Source organism: Holospora undulata HU1, from assembly GCF_000388175.3.
Classification (GTDB): Bacteria; Pseudomonadota; Alphaproteobacteria; order Holosporales; family Holosporaceae; genus Holospora; species Holospora undulata_A.
This window is the reverse complement of record NZ_ARPM03000202.1, coordinates 16,601-32,631: the sequence shown is the minus strand read 5'-3', so window position 1 is coordinate 32,631 and position 16,031 is coordinate 16,601. Positions and strand designations below refer to the sequence as shown.

The window sequence follows — 16,031 nt, the reverse complement described above, 5'->3', positions numbered from 1 at the left end:
AATTTATCCCGCAAAAACAGTTTGACTGCCATCACGTGTTTTTGAACCACAAGAAACGGGATCACCAATACGAGCAATCGCTTTACCATTGGCGTAAACTGTGCTTGAACCTTTAGCGAGCAGACCATCATGGGGCGGCGTATTAGGGCACGCATGCATGGCCCATTTATCTTGCTCGCGGTGGACGGCCTTACTATCAACAAAGACATCTGTGCTTGCAGTAATGCAAAGTCTGGGCGGATAACAGCTATGGCCGGTGCATTTATCATTAAGTCTTACGATTCCTGGCATATCATTCATTCAAATCAATTCGTTTAGCTTTGAGCTTGATGCCGTCTTTACTCATCTCAAGGCTTGATTCACCTACATTCAGCGTTAGCTTGCCTTCTGTTATCAGGAGATGGTAAGGTGATGCTCTTTCTTGTCGTAAATTGCTTTGCTGCCATCTTGAAACACAAAGGCAACGTCTGTTTCTTTATCGCTAGGGGCAGGATGTTTGTTTTGATAAATAGCCGGGATCACAACGCCTTGGGCCATTTCACCTGACGGTGATAATAAAACAACCTGTTCACCCACACTGGGCGCTGACCAATTTCTGTCTTGTCCAGCGCGAGAAGTAACCCAAGGCAGCCAATCGGTGAGGATTTTGCCAATCTGAATACGCACACGGGCTTTTTTGTAATCGGCCTCTTTAACAGTCCCCACGCGAATGAGATTGGCGAGTTTTCGGTCAAGTTCAGAAAAACTAAAACTCTCCATTTGGTACCTCTATATAATCAGGCTCATGGGCAGCGCCGATTCCCGGAGCAATGCCCACATAAATGGTATGTGGCTGAATACCGCTTGGTGTCCAAACAGAATCCCCACGGTGGATCTCATGCGCCCATTCAATGATCCAAACCATATAGGCATCAAGGTCCGGCTTAAACCCATCAGGACTCGCACCTAAAAATTCAGCAGGTGATACATTCATCCCCCATGAATTTTGATGAATGACCCTTGCAACTTCACTCGCCAAAGCCCTTACGGCAAAGGCGGCATTTGGGATCGTGCTATCTACAATAATTCTTGCTTCAAAGCGAGCGCGCAGCGCAATTTCCCCGGTTCCTGGATCATTGCCGGGTTCAAAGCTTGCCAGTTCTACTAAAATAGCTGGTGCCAATAACGCCGTTTTGATCACCGGATAAGATTCACAAGTGTGAATTTCCATTATCTCGCGTTTTAACGTAGAGGTAATGGCAGCATGTAATCTCTTCCCAAAAGTTCATAGGCTCACCTTTAAAATAAAGCCCAGTTCATGGCGAAAATATTGAATGAATTTATCTGCGGCACCTGTATCCACAAAGCCTTTGATGATATTAGAAGCGACAGGTTCAAGCGGTAGCACGACTTCACGAATGGGTAATCTGCTTTTTGTTTTTCGTTTAAAAATACCTCGGTGGCCCGTGGGCATCATAGCGACAAAGGCACCGGTAAATTGAGATTTCCCCGCTTTGGCACCTATAGCCGTTTGGCGCATGGAACCTAAAAGCGAGGCTTTAATACCATAAAAACTGGCGACCACTAATGCTTTTAAAGAACTTTTGCTGGCTTTAACAAGCTTCAGTCGTTCACGTATAATTTTTTGTTGAAGTTTTTTCTGCGCGCTGATTTCTTTCACGCTTTGGGATTTAAGCCAGAGAGCGGTTTTATTGAGGGCGCGCATGGCCGCCAGTTGTACTTGGCTTTCAGTTCCACACACCCTTGCAATGATTTGGTCGATATCACCATATGTTGCAACATCCAAGGTAAAGGTGGACATATTAGCCTTCCATCACCATAGCTGTTATTTCCCAAACTGTATTAGAAGCATCACGTAGAGGCTCGCTAAAGATTTTATAGCGATTGCCTCCAATAATCAGCTGATCACCGACTTTAGGAAAGGCTAATTCATGGGTACCCACTTCAAATATCGCCATATGGCCAATCACTTGCCCATCACCCATTTCATAAGGTGTATCGGGTTGTTTGATTAAAACGCGAATAGGAAAAGGAGCAGCGCCAGAGCTCTGGTATATTGCCTCTTTCCCTAAATGCGCAAAACAATCCTCAAACATTTTGGTTAAACTCATAGCTTATACCGTCAGCTTCACCAGAACTCCCGGACGATAACACATTGGCAGCGGATTAGATTGAGTATGTAAATCTGTACCGCGATCAAAGCGCCTTGGCTCTTGCTTGGCATAAAGCGGTTGCCCCAAGGTATTCACGGTTTCGTTAAAATCAGCCGGTGCAAAATAAGTTGAGAAAGTCTCAGCAGTACCTAGCGGAAAACAATGCGCTGTATCTTGGGCAATAAAGCGTCTGACGTTGCCATCAGGATCGGTTGCTTGACCACGATATTCTTCAAAAGTAATCCCACCAAAGGTAAATCCTGAACGCATATCATTACGCAGTGCTGCCCCTTCCTGCCACCTGTCATAGGCTTCTTTGATTTTGGCGTGTGAGGTTAAGGCATCAAAAAACTCAGGGCTGACTAGCGCATGAACGCCTGTCATGAATTCGCCACGTAGGTTATCTTCAACATGACGCAGCACTTCGATACATTTTCTTTTAACATCAGTGCCAGCTGTCCCTAAAGCAAAGCTCACTATTTTTGGCGTGATTTCAAATTCGTTATAAAGGTTGACGAGCTCTGTTCCATCAGCATCCAAAATAATGCCTTTCAAAGCACTCATTCGAAGGTGTTCTAAGGTAATGGCATGTTTGTTACGCATGGATTGCAGGTGATCGGTAATAACACTCGCAATAGCTTGCAATTCATTTTCAGTACCAAAAGCTCTAATACCCTGTACTTCTTCCGGTAGAACTACATCATCATGGGGAATATGCGGAATAGTAAATGTTCTAACTTTTCGTTTGTCGCGTTTACCAACAGTACCCGGCGCACCTGGACTTGCTGTTGGAAGCAAGCTTAAAACGCCGTTGCGCTCTTCAATAGCGATGTGCCTAAAGCGTACCGACTTAGAAGGAAATAAACCTAATGATTCTGTCCGACCATAAGTGTTTGGCAATAAATTAATGGAAGCCGTTAAAGCTGCCATATTAAATGCCGGATGTGAGAATGGATTTTGCATAGATTATACCCCTTTACGAATAATGACGCCGCGTGCCTCAAGCTGCTTGATAGCAGCTATTTTTTGTTCAAGCGTGATGGTGGTTGGCCAGACAACGGCGTGATCGGCAAGAATTGCATCGCGTGTCACAATCACGGCTTTGGTGTTACTACTTGGCATCTACCTCAGCAATCAAAGCCCCAAGGGCATTTTGTGTGCCGTCTGTGGCAGCAGGATTTAATGCTTTAATCAAATCTGTTTCACTGTCTTGGCCGATAATGGCACCAAGGGCTAGTTTTTGCCCCTGAGCTACAGTTATCTCTTCACGGGAATAAAGATTAGGAGCTTCAAACTTAAGAAGATCTCCTAAGTTTTTTTGTTCAATAGCAACGGTCATAAGGGTTTCCTCCATTTATGCGGTTAATTTCATGTGACTACGAGCTTTAGCAGCTTGGATCACCGGATTTTCTTGAGGGGTTGGCTCAAGGCTCACAGTGCTCAAGATTTCAGTACCGGTACGATCAGCGAGTAGCTGCATGAGCTGTTCGCGTGCTTCGTTAACCGGGATATTTTGCTCAATAAAATCACCCAGTTTTTCTGGCATCTTCGAGAGCTTACATAAACGGAAAATTTCTAAAGCTTCCGCGTGATATTCACTGCGCCCTAGGATTTTGCCTTGGGTAAGTAATTCTTCTGGATTAATGGTCGGTACTGTTTCAGTCATAGCTATGGTCCTTATAAAAGATTGAGAGGCTGCTTTTTGAATACATTCAGGAAAGGTGAGAATTTCGTCCGCAAGCCCTGTTTGGATGGCATTAAGGCCAAAATAAAGGCCAGCTTCTGTAGCCTTTATGGCTTCTGTTGTAAGATCTCGATTACGGGCTACCAGCTCTACAAACATCTCATATAACCTGCTGACTTCACTTTGCAGAGTTTGCATGGATTCAGAAGTTAACGGCTCATGAGGATTTAAATCATTTTTACGGCTGCCGGCAAAAACGGTAGTGTATTTAACCCCTTGCTTTTCATCAAAGGCACTTTGGTCAATATGGCTGGCAATCACGCCAATGCTACCTACACCAGACGTCCGATTGATAAAAACCTTTTCAGCGCTGGATGCAATCCCGTAAGCCGCAGAATAGGCCTCATCATTACACATGGCCCAAATGGTTTTTTGGCTGCGTGCCTGATAAATAAAATCGGCTAAATCAAACAGTCCACTGGTTTCACCGCCGGGACTATCAATGTCGAGTAAAATCGTTTGTACGGCATCATCCGACAAAGCAGCGCTGATTTGTTGTTGTATTTCATCGTAGGAAGTCATACCTAACATGCCGTCAAATATGCCTGAGCGTTTGGTTAAAATGCCATGAATCGGAATGATGGCGATGTTATTGCTGCCACCATGTGCTAAGGAGGGGGGTGTAAACTTCAAAGCCTTGTTTGATGCCATGTGGGCAGCCAGCCACTCAAAGCTGCGACGCTCAATCATCATCGGTTTCATGGCAAATTTTAAGTAAATGTCATTCATTAAAAACCTCGTTTTTTAGGCGGTGTTGTATGCCTTGGGTCGGAATCTAAAACAAACCCTGCTTCATCAGCTCTGTTGTTATCTGCCGCAATTTCTTGATCAATTTCTTCTGTATCATATCCCAGCTCTGAAACCACTTCAGCGCGACTTTTAAAGCCATTACGCACTGCCATTTGTTGTGCTTGCTGATCTTTGAGTGGATCAACCCAGTCAAAACCTTGGGGTATCCATTTCACATCTTTGATAGATGTATCTTTGTCTTGAGAAGGTAAGGCGCCAGAAAGCAAAGCCAGTTCAATCCAGCGATTCCAAACAGGCCGACAAAATTGAAACACTATCACATGATGTTGCAAAGTGGCGCAGCGCCTACGAAATTCAATGAGCCCTGCACGAATGGATGAATAATTGACGTTGGTTAAATCTCCTGTCAGCTGTTCATAGGTAATGCCCATGCCAACAGCAATGGCTCTGAGCTGCTGGCGCATAAAGGCTTCGTAATTTGCCCCAACATCCGAAGGATTAGAAAATTTAACGTCTTCTCCAGGTTCCAGTAGCTGCATGGTGCCAGGCTCAAGTCCGGCAAGGGCCATCCCTTGTTCATTGGCGGCACCTTCACCCATCATGTTGGCTTCAGGATCAAGACGGGTGATAAACCCTGCAAACATAGCAGCGGTTTTCTTGCGCACCAGCTCGGCATCATCGTACTGATCCAGCTCATACAATTTAAGCAACACACGGCTTAGCCAAGGCTCTCCTCGAATTTGACCGGGACGCAAGGGTTTATAAATATGCAATACTTCAGAGGCAGGAATGCGGACTGATTCACCGTTTGAGACAAGCAGCTTTTCACCTGGATGTTCACGAAACAAATAATAGGCTTCACGTTGGCCAAGTTTATTAAACTCAATACCGTTTCGAACCATATTACCCGTGATTAAAATGCGATTCACTGATGTATCTAAATGCTCAGATTCAAGCACCTGTAATTGTAAGGGAACGGATAATCCCTCTTCAGAGCGACGTACTCTAAAGCGAACAAAACATTCGCCCCCTTCAATCATGCTGCGACAAATAGAGGCTTGTAGACCGTAAAAATCATTAACGCCATGGCTATCCGCCTCATCGGACCAGCGCAGCCATAATGCCTGTACCGCTTTACGAAATTCTGCATTTTTAGCTTTTGATTGCGGTTTGATACCGGTGCCAACAGCGTTACTCACCAGTGTTTCAATAATATCAGTGTTTCTAGATGATTCCCAAGTAAGCTATTGATGGCGCTATTTTCGGGCTGCCAATAGGTTAGGCGCTTGCCAGAACCTGCCGCATCCCAAGCAGAAGCTTTGCTTTTGGGGCGTTTGAAAAGTTGTGCGAATGTTTTAAGTAGCATCAGCAAATCCCCTTATGTGTGGCAAAAGTAATGCGCCGCTTTAAGGACGTGCTGCTTTTTAAATCTGATTTAATGCGGGTGCGTAAGTTTAAGAGATCTTTTAAATCCACTTCCGCATATTTAACGATATGATCGCCATAGGCAACAGAAACCACGCGCTCACCCATCTGTAATTTTGTGATGGCTTGCTCAATTTTGACCAGATCATCGACTAAATACATAAAATTATCCCATAAATTTACTTCTTATCACCCTTGGTCTTGAGGTTTTGCTCTGAGACAGTGGTAATTGTTCATGTTGAATCTTATATTCAGGAATCGATGATTTTTTGTATCCCATCAAGCTATCCCATTTGGAGGGTTGCCAGCGGTCGATGCCGATTGCGATACTTGCACTTCTGGCATAAATGCGGCAATCAAGGGCCTCGTTGCGGTCACGGATTTTTTTCCATTCACGTTTTGGATAGCCTTTATGAACTTTGGTAACCAGCTGCTCCGATGTCAGTTGCTTAAAATATTCAGCCCCGTAAGCTGGAAAGTGGAAATATCCCGGAGGAAAGCCTTCCTCGCCTTGGGAGAGCTTAAGCGCATGATAGAGTTCTGATTTTAAAACGGAGACGCCAATCGGCCAGAGTTTGGCGCCACGTCTGAGTTTTTGTCCTAAAATGGTGACGTCCACACGGCTTGGTGCACCCACTGGTACTAATGCTTTATCGATACCTTTTACGGCCATCACTCGCCCAGGTGGTAAACTGCGAATCCAGCCATAGACTTCTTGAGTGGCATAACCGGCATCAACGGCCATCATGGAAATTCCTCGATCTAAGCCGTCTTCGCTGGGGAATAAAGTGCTCATCAATGTGGAAAGATGCTACCAAGTGCTGGCTTTAGCGGGGTCACCATCAAAAATACGATAATCAACCGACCAACTCTCTCGGTTTTTACCCCAAGCAACAATCTCAACTTCAATACGGTCTTTTTGTACGTCAACACCGGCAGTCAGAACTAGCCCACCGAAAGGCACAATGCCGATAGGATAGTTCTCTTTACGTTCAAACAGACGCTGCCAATCGGGCGCTTCCCCTTTATCGACCCAAGTTTCACCCAGTGTGGTATTGACCCAAACTTTCAGTAGCTGTTCATTATCCTTGGCGTGCAAGAAGTTCTGAACTGCTTGCCCCCAGCTTAGCCAGCCAACTGGGCTGTACAAATTGGAAATATGAAAGCCTGCAATAATCAACCGACCAACTCTCTCGGTTTTTGCCCCAGGCAACGATCTCCACCTCAATACGGTCTTTTTGTACGTCAACACCGGCAGTTAGAACTAACCCACCAAACGGCACAATGCCGATAGGATAGTTCTCTTTACGCTCAAACAAGCGCTGCCAATCGGGTGCTTCACCTTTATCGACCCAGGTCTCGCCTAAAGTCGTGTTAACCCAAACTTTCAGCAGTTGTTCATTATCTTTAGCATGCAAGAAATTCTGGGCTGCTTGTCCCCAGCTTAACCAACCCACTGGGCTATAAAGGCTTGAGAGATGAAATCCCGCAATCTTACCATTGCACTCATTAGCGGCTCGCCACTCACCATTCGCTAACATCCAGGTTTTTTGATGATTGTAGATTTTTTCTTCGCAAGAGATACAGACATAATAGGCGTTGAGTGGATCGTCGTCCCATTTGACTTGCGGCCATTTTAGAATTTGAAAGGTATGGCAATGTGGACATGGCACCCAGTAGTAGCGTTGATCGGAGGCTTCAAACTCCCTCTCAATTCGGCTTAATCCTTGAATGGTGGGCGTTGAGACAAGCAAAATTTTGCGTCTAGCAAAGGTAGCAGTACGTTGAATAGCAAGGGAGACTGGATCACCTTCACCGTCAGCATCCCTCGGATAAGCATCAATTTCATCTAAAAACAAATAGCGCACGGGCATGGAACGTAAACCCACAGCACTATTGGCACCGGTCACCACAACGATACCGCCGGTGAATTCTTTACTTTGGACGGTGTTACCTGAATCGCGAGAGCGTGGGTCCTTAACTTTATCCCGCAAGGTAGGTGTATCATCAATCAGTGGGGCTAAGCGTCCTTTAGACCAACGCTTGCCCATTTCAACAGTGGGCTGAACCACCAGCATAGGACCAGGCGCTTGATCAATAATGTAACCAATCCAGTTATTGCCCGCTTCAGTGCCTCCAATTTGCGCGCCTTTCATAAAAATCACTTTTTCAACAGGTGATGATGGCGATAGTGCATCCATGATTTCTTTAAGATAAGGCGTGCGTTCGGTGCGCCATCTGCCGGGTTCAGAGGATGCGGTTTGCGATAACATACGAAATCCATCCGCCCACTCAGAAACTTTGAGTAGTGGATCAGGCCGAAGCCCCGTATTAAAACTCATGTGGTAAGGCTTACACGTCACGGCTTAATTCCTCCAAAGTAGTTCGAATTTCTTGCAATAACACCTCGTGAATTTTGTGGGGATCATCGATAGATGCTAAAAGTGAAGCAACGCGATCAGGAATGTTCATCAAACTATCACGAACGATTCTGGCTTTGTTAAAGGCCGACACCTTGACGTCTTCTACTGAAACCAATGCTCCAATTTCTGCTTTGGCACGGGCTTCCAAAAGCTTGCCCCGTTCCATTTCATTTTTTATTCTGGTTTTAAGTAGAAGCGTTGAAAGCTCAGTGACATCAGAAGTACTTTTGCGTCGCTCAGGCTGACTTGGATCACGCATGGCGGCTAAAGCAGCATCTGCCTGTTCAACGTCTATAAGGCCATCAACCAGTTGAATGACGCCACTCTGCACCAGCTGTCCCGCGTATTGCCTTGAAAATCCATGTCGCTTTGCCCATTGCGATTGCTTGATGAGTTCCATAAGCTATCACGTACATAGTTCATCAAAGGTCTTTTGCGTGACGGCATGAATGGCCTTTGTTTTGGTTTGCATCTGGAATCGCCTTATGATGGTATCGATGTATTTAGGATCAAGCTCAATCATGCGACAACGACGCTTGGTGCGCTCTGCTGCCATGAGCGTTGTACCAGAACCACCAAAGGGATCAAGAACGATATCGCCAGGCTTACTGCTGTTAATAATAGCGCGTTCCATGAGCGCAACTGGCTTCATAGTGGGATGCAAATTATTAGCGCTGGGCTTATCGATAAACCAGACATCGCCTTGATCACGAGCACCGCACCAATGACGATCAGCACCTTCGCGCCATCCATAAAGAATAGGTTCATATTGCCGTTGATAGTCTGCTCTGCCTAAAGAAAAATGATTTTTCGCCCAAATGAGGAATGTTGACCAATGACCACCAGCTTGCTTAAAGACTTTTTGTAGTACAGCCAATTCTGAAGCTGCCATGCATATGTAAATTGCGCCTTTGGTGTTCATGATGATGTTAGAGCAGACGTCATAGAGAAAACTTTCAAAGCCTTCGCCAAGATTGTCATTCAAGATTTTGTGTTTATTTTCGCGGGATTTGTTGCGCAGCGTATCTTTATGCTGGCGCCATAATTGACGTTATAAGGAGGATCACACACCGTAATATCGGCTTGCTCGCCCTCTAAAACAATGTTGTAGGAGTCAAGTATTGTGCTGTCGCCGCAATAAAGTCTGTGCTCACCTAAAATCCATAAATCACCAGGCTTACTGATAACAGGGATATTATCTGCCGGATCAACTGCATCCGCTTCAGCAGGTTCCTCAAGATCAATATCGGTAGCATCCAAGAGCTTTTGTATTTCATCAAAATCAAACCCAGTTAATTCCAGATCAAAATTAAGTGCCTGCAAATCTTCCAGTTCAAGTTTGAGTAAATCGTCATCCCAATCCGCCCAATTAGCCGATTGATTGGCAAGCAATCTAAAGGCTTTGATTTGGGCATCACTTAAATCATCGGCTAAGATAACTGGAATCAGTTTTAAACCCAGTTTTTTAGCAGCTTTGAGGCGCAAATGGCCATCAACAACGCTGCCATCGCTTTTAGCAATGACGGGGATACGAAAACCAAATTCTTTGATGGAGGCACACATTTTATCAACCACCGCATCATTTTTGCGGGGATTGCGGGCGTATGCGATAAGATTGTCTATGGGGATATGTTGTATTTGAAGTTCTGTCATAAGCGCACCCGTTCCTTAATATTTGTGTCAAGTGTCAAGGTTTGGGCCAATTCTAACGCTAGTAAAATCCCGGGGCTCTGCCACCCGCATGGCATAGGTATAGGGAAGGACCCGTGCATACCAATGCCAGGACACGCAAAATCTTCAAGTTGTGTTTTGTAAGGCTTCAGCGTTATCTAACCCATGACCTTGTCATCCTTTCTCATTTAAATTTCTTTCATATCAACTCTATTCAGCTTTGGGCGTTCATCTGTCCGCATATCTGCAATTTTTTTGCAAAATATTTTGTGACACATGAATGCGCTGTTTGTTTCTGCTTACTATATTCAGCAACGCCACATGATCTGTCCGCAAAAGTGAAAATATTTTTTTCATCGCCCGGGGCCGTTGGTATTGCTGATAAGTGTTATATTCATTGTTCTGCATAGATGTGTCCGACTAAAGAAAAAATATTTCATTTTAGATCACTCAAACACGCCGCATATCCTGCAACGTCTACCAAGCTATCGTAATGCCCAGGGTTTTTCTGCAATCGAGCAATCTTTAAATCCAACATCATCAAGCCAACTTGAGTAGGCGTAATGGTCGTGCCCAAGAGCAGCGACTAGCGTTTGGCAATATGCTCAAAGTTTTCTTTGGGCGAGCCATACACTTTTTGCCGTTCTTCAATCGTTGATATGGATTGCTCCAGTAATCGTTTGCCATTCATTGTTTTGCCCCCATGTTGTCTTGCGCCCATAGCAATAACGCCAAGCTATCAGCTTCATTATCATCCACCGGATTAAATCCTTTGGCCTTGATGGCAGTGATGATTTCTTCTTTACTGGCATTACCTTTGCCGGTGGCATGACGTTTGATGGTTCCCACACTGAATCCTTGATAGGGAATTTCATGATCTTCGCACCACGCTGTGAGATGCGCTAAAAATCCGCCATAAATATGGGCAGCATCAACCCCTGAATGCCTGCGTACTTCTTCAAAATAGACAGCCTTAATGTCCGCCTTTTGCTTGAGGGAATCCAAAAAATGGCGAAAGCGTAAGAAACGCATACCACCGCCACTAAAGCGTGATGTATGAAAGCTCTCACTTCCGCTGAAGACACGACCTTCATTGAGTAAAGCCCAGCCGGTTTGTGTTCCTAAATCTAAAGCCAAGATGTTTTCCATATCTACCATCCAAGAAATGCTATTCACAAAATTTATTTTCTGGTGTTTATGTTCAGCTTTGTGTGGAGTTGTGTTCGCAAAAATATGCAGTGAGGAACAGGAACTTTTACGCGCGCGAAATACCTTTTATAAATATGGGGGCAAGTGCCCGTCAGGGTCACTTACCCTATATATTTATATATAGGGAGTTTCTCCCGAATCTAGAAACCTTCTGTAACCCTAGTAAAATCAGGGGTTTGCGCTAGATTTCCAAGACCCGCGCCTAAGATTTCTTGTAAATCTAGAAACAGCCCTCAAACCATTGATTTACCTGGGTTTCTAGATTTCTGCAGATTCTAGATTTACAAAATCTGGGTCTAGATTTACAAAAATTACCCCTCATTTAGAACTCATATTGCCAATGCCATAGGGTGAGTGTTGTTAAAAACACCTTCCATTCAAAACTTATAGCACCAGTGCCATGTGACAAATAGGCTGCAAAATTATTTTTATCAAAAGCGCACAGCACCAATCTCACCTGATAATTCTCCCTTCATATGATCCCATTCCAACATCTCATTCGGGTGGTCTTATTTAATTTTCCAGAAGTCTGATTGTTTGTTTTTGAGTGGGCTTATTTCCGGGTTTTTACATTACCCGCGGTCTTATTTGATTTAGGCGCGTCCGGTCAGAAAAACCGCCAAAAATCGCATCCTTGAAGCATGAACCAATCAAGGAGGCTTCATATGAGATCACGTAATAACTACTCGGGTTTAGAGCCTGAGATTGTAAAACAACTTAAGTACCATGCCTGGCGTTTAAAGCAAATGAAGTGCTTTGAATCCCAGGAAATCGAAGACATTGAACAAGATCTACTGCTTGAGATTTGGCCGGCTTTATCCAAGTTTGACCGCTCAAAAAGTAGCCTTGCAACCTTTGTCGACAAACTTCTTTCGCGCCGCAGCAACAATTTGATCCACAAACATATGTGCATCAAACGGGGCGGTAAAACCCAAACGCTGTCTTTAGACAAAGAAGATGAGAACGGCCAAACCCTCATGGATTATTTGGCAGATGATCATTGCTTTGAAGAATCGAGAAGTGACCGTCATGCTGGGGGCATGACGCAAGCCTTCGAAGATATCAGCATTCGCATTGATGTGAGTCGGGCTATTGGTCAATTGCCGGAAAGCTTTCAAACGCTTTGTGAGCAGCTAAAAATCTTCACCATCACCGAAATATCACACATGAGTGGGCGCTCAAGAGCAGCCATTTACCGGGATTTAGAGCTCATGCGGCCCATGTTTTTTCTTAACTCTGTTTACATCAGAAGGTGCGAACAATTTTTTCCCCAATGCGGAATATAACAACCATACCAAGGAGAACTGTATGCAAAATTTAATACCCCTATCGTTTCTCGATGAAGCTAAACCTACTGAAATCAGCCAGCTTTCTGCCGAGGATTTGCGTTCGCTAATGGAAAGGCTGACCGAAATGGCCGAGTGTCTTAAAAATCGCAAAACCCTTTTAGAGGACGGCCTGAATCTTAAATTCACTCAAACAGCTCAAGACAAATTGAATCTAGATGGTAGGGATACCGGCACCATTCGCTTTGATGACGGCGCTTACACCATTGTGGCTGAAATGCCTAAAAAAGTGGTTTGGGATCAAGAAAAACTTGAAACCATTATCGACAAAATCCCCGCCGGTGAACGCAAACATTATGTCAAAGCAACCTATGCCATTGATGAGCGCAAATACCTCGGCTGGTCCGCTGACCTTCGCAAATTCTTTGATGAGGCGCGTAGCGTCCATTTAGGCAAACCCAAATTTCAAATTATCGATGGAGGTAACGACCAATGAGCATAAAAATTATCAGCGCTGATGAGCGCTTAAAACAACAAACCGGCGTCAAAATGGTGATCTTTGGCGGCTTTGGGATCGGTAAAACCCGGCTACTTACAACGCTTGATGAACCAACCCTATGCATTGATTTAGAAGCGGGTTTACTTGCAGTTCAAGACTGGCAGGGTGACGCCATTATCCGCACCTGGAATGAAGCCCGGGATATTGCCTGCCTTATCGGTGGTCCTAATCCGGCGCTCAGGCCCGATCAACCCTATAGCCAAAAGCATTATGAGTATGTTTGCGCTCACTATGGCGATCCAAAAGCGATGGAAAAGTACAAATGTATTTTTATCGATAGCATCACAGTTGCCTCACGTCTTTGTCTGACTTGGGCTAAATCGCAGCCGGAGAGTTTTTCCGATAAAACCGGCCGATCAGATACCAGAGCGGCTTATGGAATCTTGGCTTCTGAGATGATGGCTTGGCTGAACCAATTCCAGCACATCCCGCAAAAAGATGTGATTTTGGTGGGCATTTTAGAGCAGCGCCTGGATGACTTTAATCGCCCCCTTTGGGTGCCTCAATGTGAGGGCAGCAAAACAGCGAATGAAATACCCGGCGTGCTTGATGATGTCATCAGTATGGTGGCCATGAAGACAGAAGATGCGCCGGATAAAAGAGCCTTTGTTTGCCAGACGCTGAACCCTTGGGAATATCCGGCCAAAGATCGCAGCGGCAGACTTGAGATGGTGGAAGAAGCCCATCTTGGCAAATTACTCAAAAAAATTAAGACCTTTCCAGCAAAGAAGCAGATTTCGACCCCTGACCTTGCTGAAGAGGCTAGCGCAACCCTTAAATATTAAAGGAGCACCAACACTATGACATACGAATTTTCAACAGATTTCAATAACGCTTTGCCACAAAATGATTTGGCCCTTATTCCGGCCGGAACTTTAGCCAAAGTTACCATGACCTTACGCCCCGGTGGGTTTGGTCCAGGCCAGTGGCTAACCAAAAGCGATCGCACAGGTTCTGTCTATCTCAATACTGAGCTGACTATTTTGGAAGGTCCTTATGCCAAACGCAAAGTTTATCATTTAATCGGTATTGAAGGCGCCAAGCGCAACGCTAAGGGTGAAGATACCTGGGGCATGAATGGCAGAACGATGATTAGGTCCATCTTGGAGTCTGCCAGAAACATCCACCCTAATGATCGCTCTCAAAATGCCATTGAAGGTCGAACCATTAACGATCTTTTGGAACTGATGGGCATAGAGTTTGGTATCAAAATCGGTGTTGAGGAGGATAAAAGCGGCAATTACCAACCTAAAACACTGTGCTTTCCATTATCACCCCAAATTACAGCTCTTATGCTTCGGTCATGGGAGTAAGTAGCCGTAAGCCCCAAGCTTCAGATGTTCCAGAAACACCTATTTCTTCCGCGCAACCAAGCTGGATTAATAGGTAGGGAGGTAAATTATGACACGACATCATCCTCCAAAAACCTCACCTCAGCCTATCGATATTCTGATGGCAAGCGGTGCGATAAAGCCTATTACAGAACTTGAAATAGGCGATGAGATTATGGGCGCAGATAGCCTGCCACGAACGGTGATTGATATCAGAACATCTTTAGAAGATACCTTTGAAATCAGGCCGATTAAGGGAGCGTCATTTGTTTTAGGCGCTAGCCAATCTTTGCCGTTGGTGCGCTCCACAAGCCTTGAACTCTATGATCTGAAATCTGTTCCGATGTGGGAATATCTCAAGCAATCACCGCACTTTAAAGGTGTGCACTTGTTATACCGCATGCCTGTGAATTTTAGTGACGGGCCAGCTCTGCCTCTTGATCCGTATTTTTTAGGCATTTTAGTTGGTGATGGCTGTTTTCGAAATACCTCCACCAAGCATTACAACACCCGATCCTGAGATTGTGGATTATTGCTTTGTGATGGCAGATCAAATGGGGCTTTCGGCGCGAATCTATCAAATTCCGGGCAATCAAGCCAATGGCTATTATTTTAGCAGTATCAGCGGGAAAACCAATCCACTGACTGAAGCGTTGCGCAACCTTGGTTTATACAACAAAAGCTCACCGGAAAAGTTTATCCCGGACGTCTACAAACGAGCCTCTCAAAAAGTACGACAAGAGATTTTGGCAGGGTTGCTTGATACGGATGGTCACATGCTCCACAAAACCTTTGAGTATACGACTTCAAGCAAGCAGCTAGCGCAAGATATTGCGTTTGTGGCTCAAAGCTTAGGTCTGATGGCACTACCTAAAGAGCGAACCGTTGAAGGGCAAATCTATTACCGCTTTTGCATCTATGGTGATTTTAAAGACATCCCACTTCTCGGGTGGGGCGCAAAATTCCAGGGCCAAGGGTGCAAAAACGCCATGTTCTTCGAACCGGATTCACCGTGCATCCGCTACAGCCGCAGCAATGCGTGAAGTTGGTTTTACAAGGGCCAGATAGCCTTTATTTGAAATCCGACTTCATGGTGATGCAAGGAGAGCAGCCATGAACATTACAGCAGAAATACTGCTATGGCGGGCTGTGATTGATAGAGCCGCGCGCGATGCCTTTGGATGCACAGATTCCAATCTTTATAGGCATCAGGCACTGCGATGGTTTTTTCAAAAATCACCCCAGTCTTTTTGCTTTGTCTGTGATCTTGCCGAGCTTGATCCCGATGCGGTGCGCGATCACTTCTTCAAAGCACTTATGACGAAAAATATGGGGGCATCTTCAAAAGGGGTTCCTAGAAGAATTTTGGGCGTTGGCGAGGAGACAAGAGATGAGTACGAGGCGCGTATACGAAATACGTAACGAAGTACGAAGTCTCGCAGACGACGACGTCCAAAGTTCAAAATTCAAGGAGGAAAAT

At 45.0% G+C, this 16,031-nt stretch carries 19 protein-coding genes and 6 pseudogenes; 8 read left to right on the top strand and 17 right to left on the bottom strand.

Annotation, left to right across the window (positions count from 1 at the left end):
* Nucleotides 1-3 precede the first annotated feature (3 nt).
* On the bottom strand, nucleotides 4-225 hold the full coding sequence (locus tag K737_RS12170; RefSeq protein WP_407636459.1) for a PAAR domain-containing protein: 222 nt from the start codon (nucleotides 223-225) through the stop codon (nucleotides 4-6).
* Between K737_RS12170 and K737_RS11285 the strand changes: the two genes are divergently transcribed.
* Complete coding sequence (locus tag K737_RS11285; protein WP_235075734.1) at nucleotides 154-318, top strand: hypothetical protein; 165 nt, start codon at nucleotides 154-156, stop codon at nucleotides 316-318. The genes K737_RS12170 and K737_RS11285 overlap by 72 nt on opposite strands.
* On the opposite strand, the pseudogene K737_RS06430 reads toward K737_RS11285, so the two are convergent.
* From K737_RS06430 to K737_RS11550, 16 genes and pseudogenes are all read right to left on the bottom strand, one after another.
* Nucleotides 293-759: pseudogene (locus K737_RS06430) on the bottom strand (phage baseplate assembly protein V). The gene K737_RS11285 and the pseudogene K737_RS06430 overlap by 26 nt on opposite strands.
* Nucleotides 746-1,210: a hypothetical protein gene (locus K737_RS06425; RefSeq protein ID WP_006302480.1), complete on the bottom strand. Its 465-nt coding sequence runs from the start codon at nucleotides 1,208-1,210 to the stop codon at nucleotides 746-748. Before K737_RS06425 ends, K737_RS06430 begins: the two are co-directional and overlap by 14 nt.
* A 54-nt stretch (nucleotides 1,211-1,264) precedes the next feature.
* Nucleotides 1,265-1,801: a phage tail protein gene (locus K737_RS06420; protein WP_006302478.1), complete on the bottom strand. Its 537-nt coding sequence runs from the start codon at nucleotides 1,799-1,801 to the stop codon at nucleotides 1,265-1,267.
* Between the two features lies 1 nt (nucleotide 1,802).
* On the bottom strand, nucleotides 1,803-2,096 hold the full coding sequence (locus K737_RS06415) for a head-tail joining protein (RefSeq protein WP_006302476.1): 294 nt from the start codon (nucleotides 2,094-2,096) through the stop codon (nucleotides 1,803-1,805).
* 18 nt (nucleotides 2,097-2,114) lie between these two features.
* Nucleotides 2,115-3,116, bottom strand: a complete 1,002-nt coding sequence (locus K737_RS06410) for a major capsid protein (protein ID WP_006302473.1) — start codon at nucleotides 3,114-3,116, stop codon at nucleotides 2,115-2,117.
* Nucleotides 3,117-3,119: 3 nt separating this feature from the next.
* Nucleotides 3,120-3,492, bottom strand: a pseudogene (locus K737_RS12165) (head decoration protein).
* Between the two features lie 15 nt (nucleotides 3,493-3,507).
* Complete coding sequence (locus K737_RS06400) at nucleotides 3,508-4,626, bottom strand: S49 family peptidase (RefSeq protein WP_006298521.1); 1,119 nt, start codon at nucleotides 4,624-4,626, stop codon at nucleotides 3,508-3,510.
* Nucleotides 4,626-6,013 (bottom strand): annotated as a pseudogene (locus K737_RS06395) (phage portal protein). Before K737_RS06395 ends, K737_RS06400 begins: the two are co-directional and overlap by 1 nt.
* Complete coding sequence (gpW, locus tag K737_RS06390) at nucleotides 6,013-6,234, bottom strand: gpW family head-tail joining protein (RefSeq protein ID WP_006298520.1); 222 nt, start codon at nucleotides 6,232-6,234, stop codon at nucleotides 6,013-6,015. The pseudogene K737_RS06395 and the gene gpW overlap by 1 nt, the downstream one beginning before the upstream one ends.
* A 4-nt stretch (nucleotides 6,235-6,238) precedes the next feature.
* Nucleotides 6,239-7,240 (bottom strand): annotated as a pseudogene (locus tag K737_RS11280) (terminase gpA endonuclease subunit); the annotation flags it as partial.
* 4 nt (nucleotides 7,241-7,244) lie between these two features.
* A pseudogene (locus tag K737_RS06375) lies at nucleotides 7,245-8,414 on the bottom strand (phage terminase large subunit family protein); the annotation flags it as partial.
* Nucleotides 8,415-8,424: 10 nt separating this feature from the next.
* Nucleotides 8,425-8,895, bottom strand: a complete 471-nt coding sequence (locus tag K737_RS06370; RefSeq protein WP_006302584.1) for a hypothetical protein — start codon at nucleotides 8,893-8,895, stop codon at nucleotides 8,425-8,427.
* 6 nt (nucleotides 8,896-8,901) lie between these two features.
* Nucleotides 8,902-10,148: pseudogene (locus K737_RS12160) on the bottom strand (DNA modification methylase).
* 454 nt (nucleotides 10,149-10,602) lie between these two features.
* Nucleotides 10,603-10,743 carry a DUF6378 domain-containing protein gene (locus tag K737_RS10155; RefSeq protein WP_161630448.1) on the bottom strand — a complete coding sequence of 47 codons (141 nt, stop codon included), beginning with the start codon at nucleotides 10,741-10,743 and terminating at the stop codon, nucleotides 10,603-10,605.
* Between the two features lie 110 nt (nucleotides 10,744-10,853).
* Nucleotides 10,854-11,315: a crossover junction endodeoxyribonuclease RuvC gene (locus tag K737_RS06355; RefSeq protein ID WP_024161528.1), complete on the bottom strand. Its 462-nt coding sequence runs from the start codon at nucleotides 11,313-11,315 to the stop codon at nucleotides 10,854-10,856.
* A 382-nt stretch (nucleotides 11,316-11,697) separates the two neighbouring features.
* A complete protein-coding gene (locus tag K737_RS11550) occupies nucleotides 11,698-11,832 on the bottom strand; it encodes a hypothetical protein (protein ID WP_268743871.1) in 135 nt (44 codons plus the stop codon).
* A 208-nt stretch (nucleotides 11,833-12,040) separates the two neighbouring features.
* On the opposite strand from K737_RS11550, the gene K737_RS06350 reads away from it, so the two are divergent.
* The 7 genes from K737_RS06350 (at nucleotide 12,041) to K737_RS06320 (ending at nucleotide 15,973) form a co-directional block, all read left to right on the top strand.
* Nucleotides 12,041-12,661: a sigma-70 RNA polymerase sigma factor region 4 domain-containing protein gene (locus K737_RS06350; protein ID WP_024161527.1), complete on the top strand. Its 621-nt coding sequence runs from the start codon at nucleotides 12,041-12,043 to the stop codon at nucleotides 12,659-12,661.
* 22 nt (nucleotides 12,662-12,683) lie between these two features.
* Nucleotides 12,684-13,157: a hypothetical protein gene (locus K737_RS06345; RefSeq protein WP_006302590.1), complete on the top strand. Its 474-nt coding sequence runs from the start codon at nucleotides 12,684-12,686 to the stop codon at nucleotides 13,155-13,157.
* Nucleotides 13,154-14,005 (top strand): ATP-binding protein, encoded by an 852-nt coding sequence (locus tag K737_RS06340; protein ID WP_006302592.1) that lies wholly within the window; start codon nucleotides 13,154-13,156, stop codon nucleotides 14,003-14,005. Before K737_RS06345 ends, K737_RS06340 begins: the two co-directional genes overlap by 4 nt.
* A gap of 15 nt (nucleotides 14,006-14,020) precedes the next feature.
* Nucleotides 14,021-14,533, top strand: a complete 513-nt coding sequence (locus K737_RS06335; RefSeq protein ID WP_006302594.1) for a hypothetical protein — start codon at nucleotides 14,021-14,023, stop codon at nucleotides 14,531-14,533.
* Between the two features lie 88 nt (nucleotides 14,534-14,621).
* On the top strand, nucleotides 14,622-15,071 hold the full coding sequence (locus tag K737_RS06330) for a Hint domain-containing homing endonuclease (RefSeq protein WP_006302595.1): 450 nt from the start codon (nucleotides 14,622-14,624) through the stop codon (nucleotides 15,069-15,071).
* Nucleotides 15,022-15,594: an LAGLIDADG family homing endonuclease gene (locus tag K737_RS06325; protein WP_024161526.1), complete on the top strand. Its 573-nt coding sequence runs from the start codon at nucleotides 15,022-15,024 to the stop codon at nucleotides 15,592-15,594. Before K737_RS06330 ends, K737_RS06325 begins: the two co-directional genes overlap by 50 nt.
* A gap of 70 nt (nucleotides 15,595-15,664) precedes the next feature.
* Nucleotides 15,665-15,973 (top strand): hypothetical protein, encoded by a 309-nt coding sequence (locus K737_RS06320; protein WP_006302597.1) that lies wholly within the window; start codon nucleotides 15,665-15,667, stop codon nucleotides 15,971-15,973.
* Nucleotides 15,974-16,031: the final 58 nt, after the last annotated feature.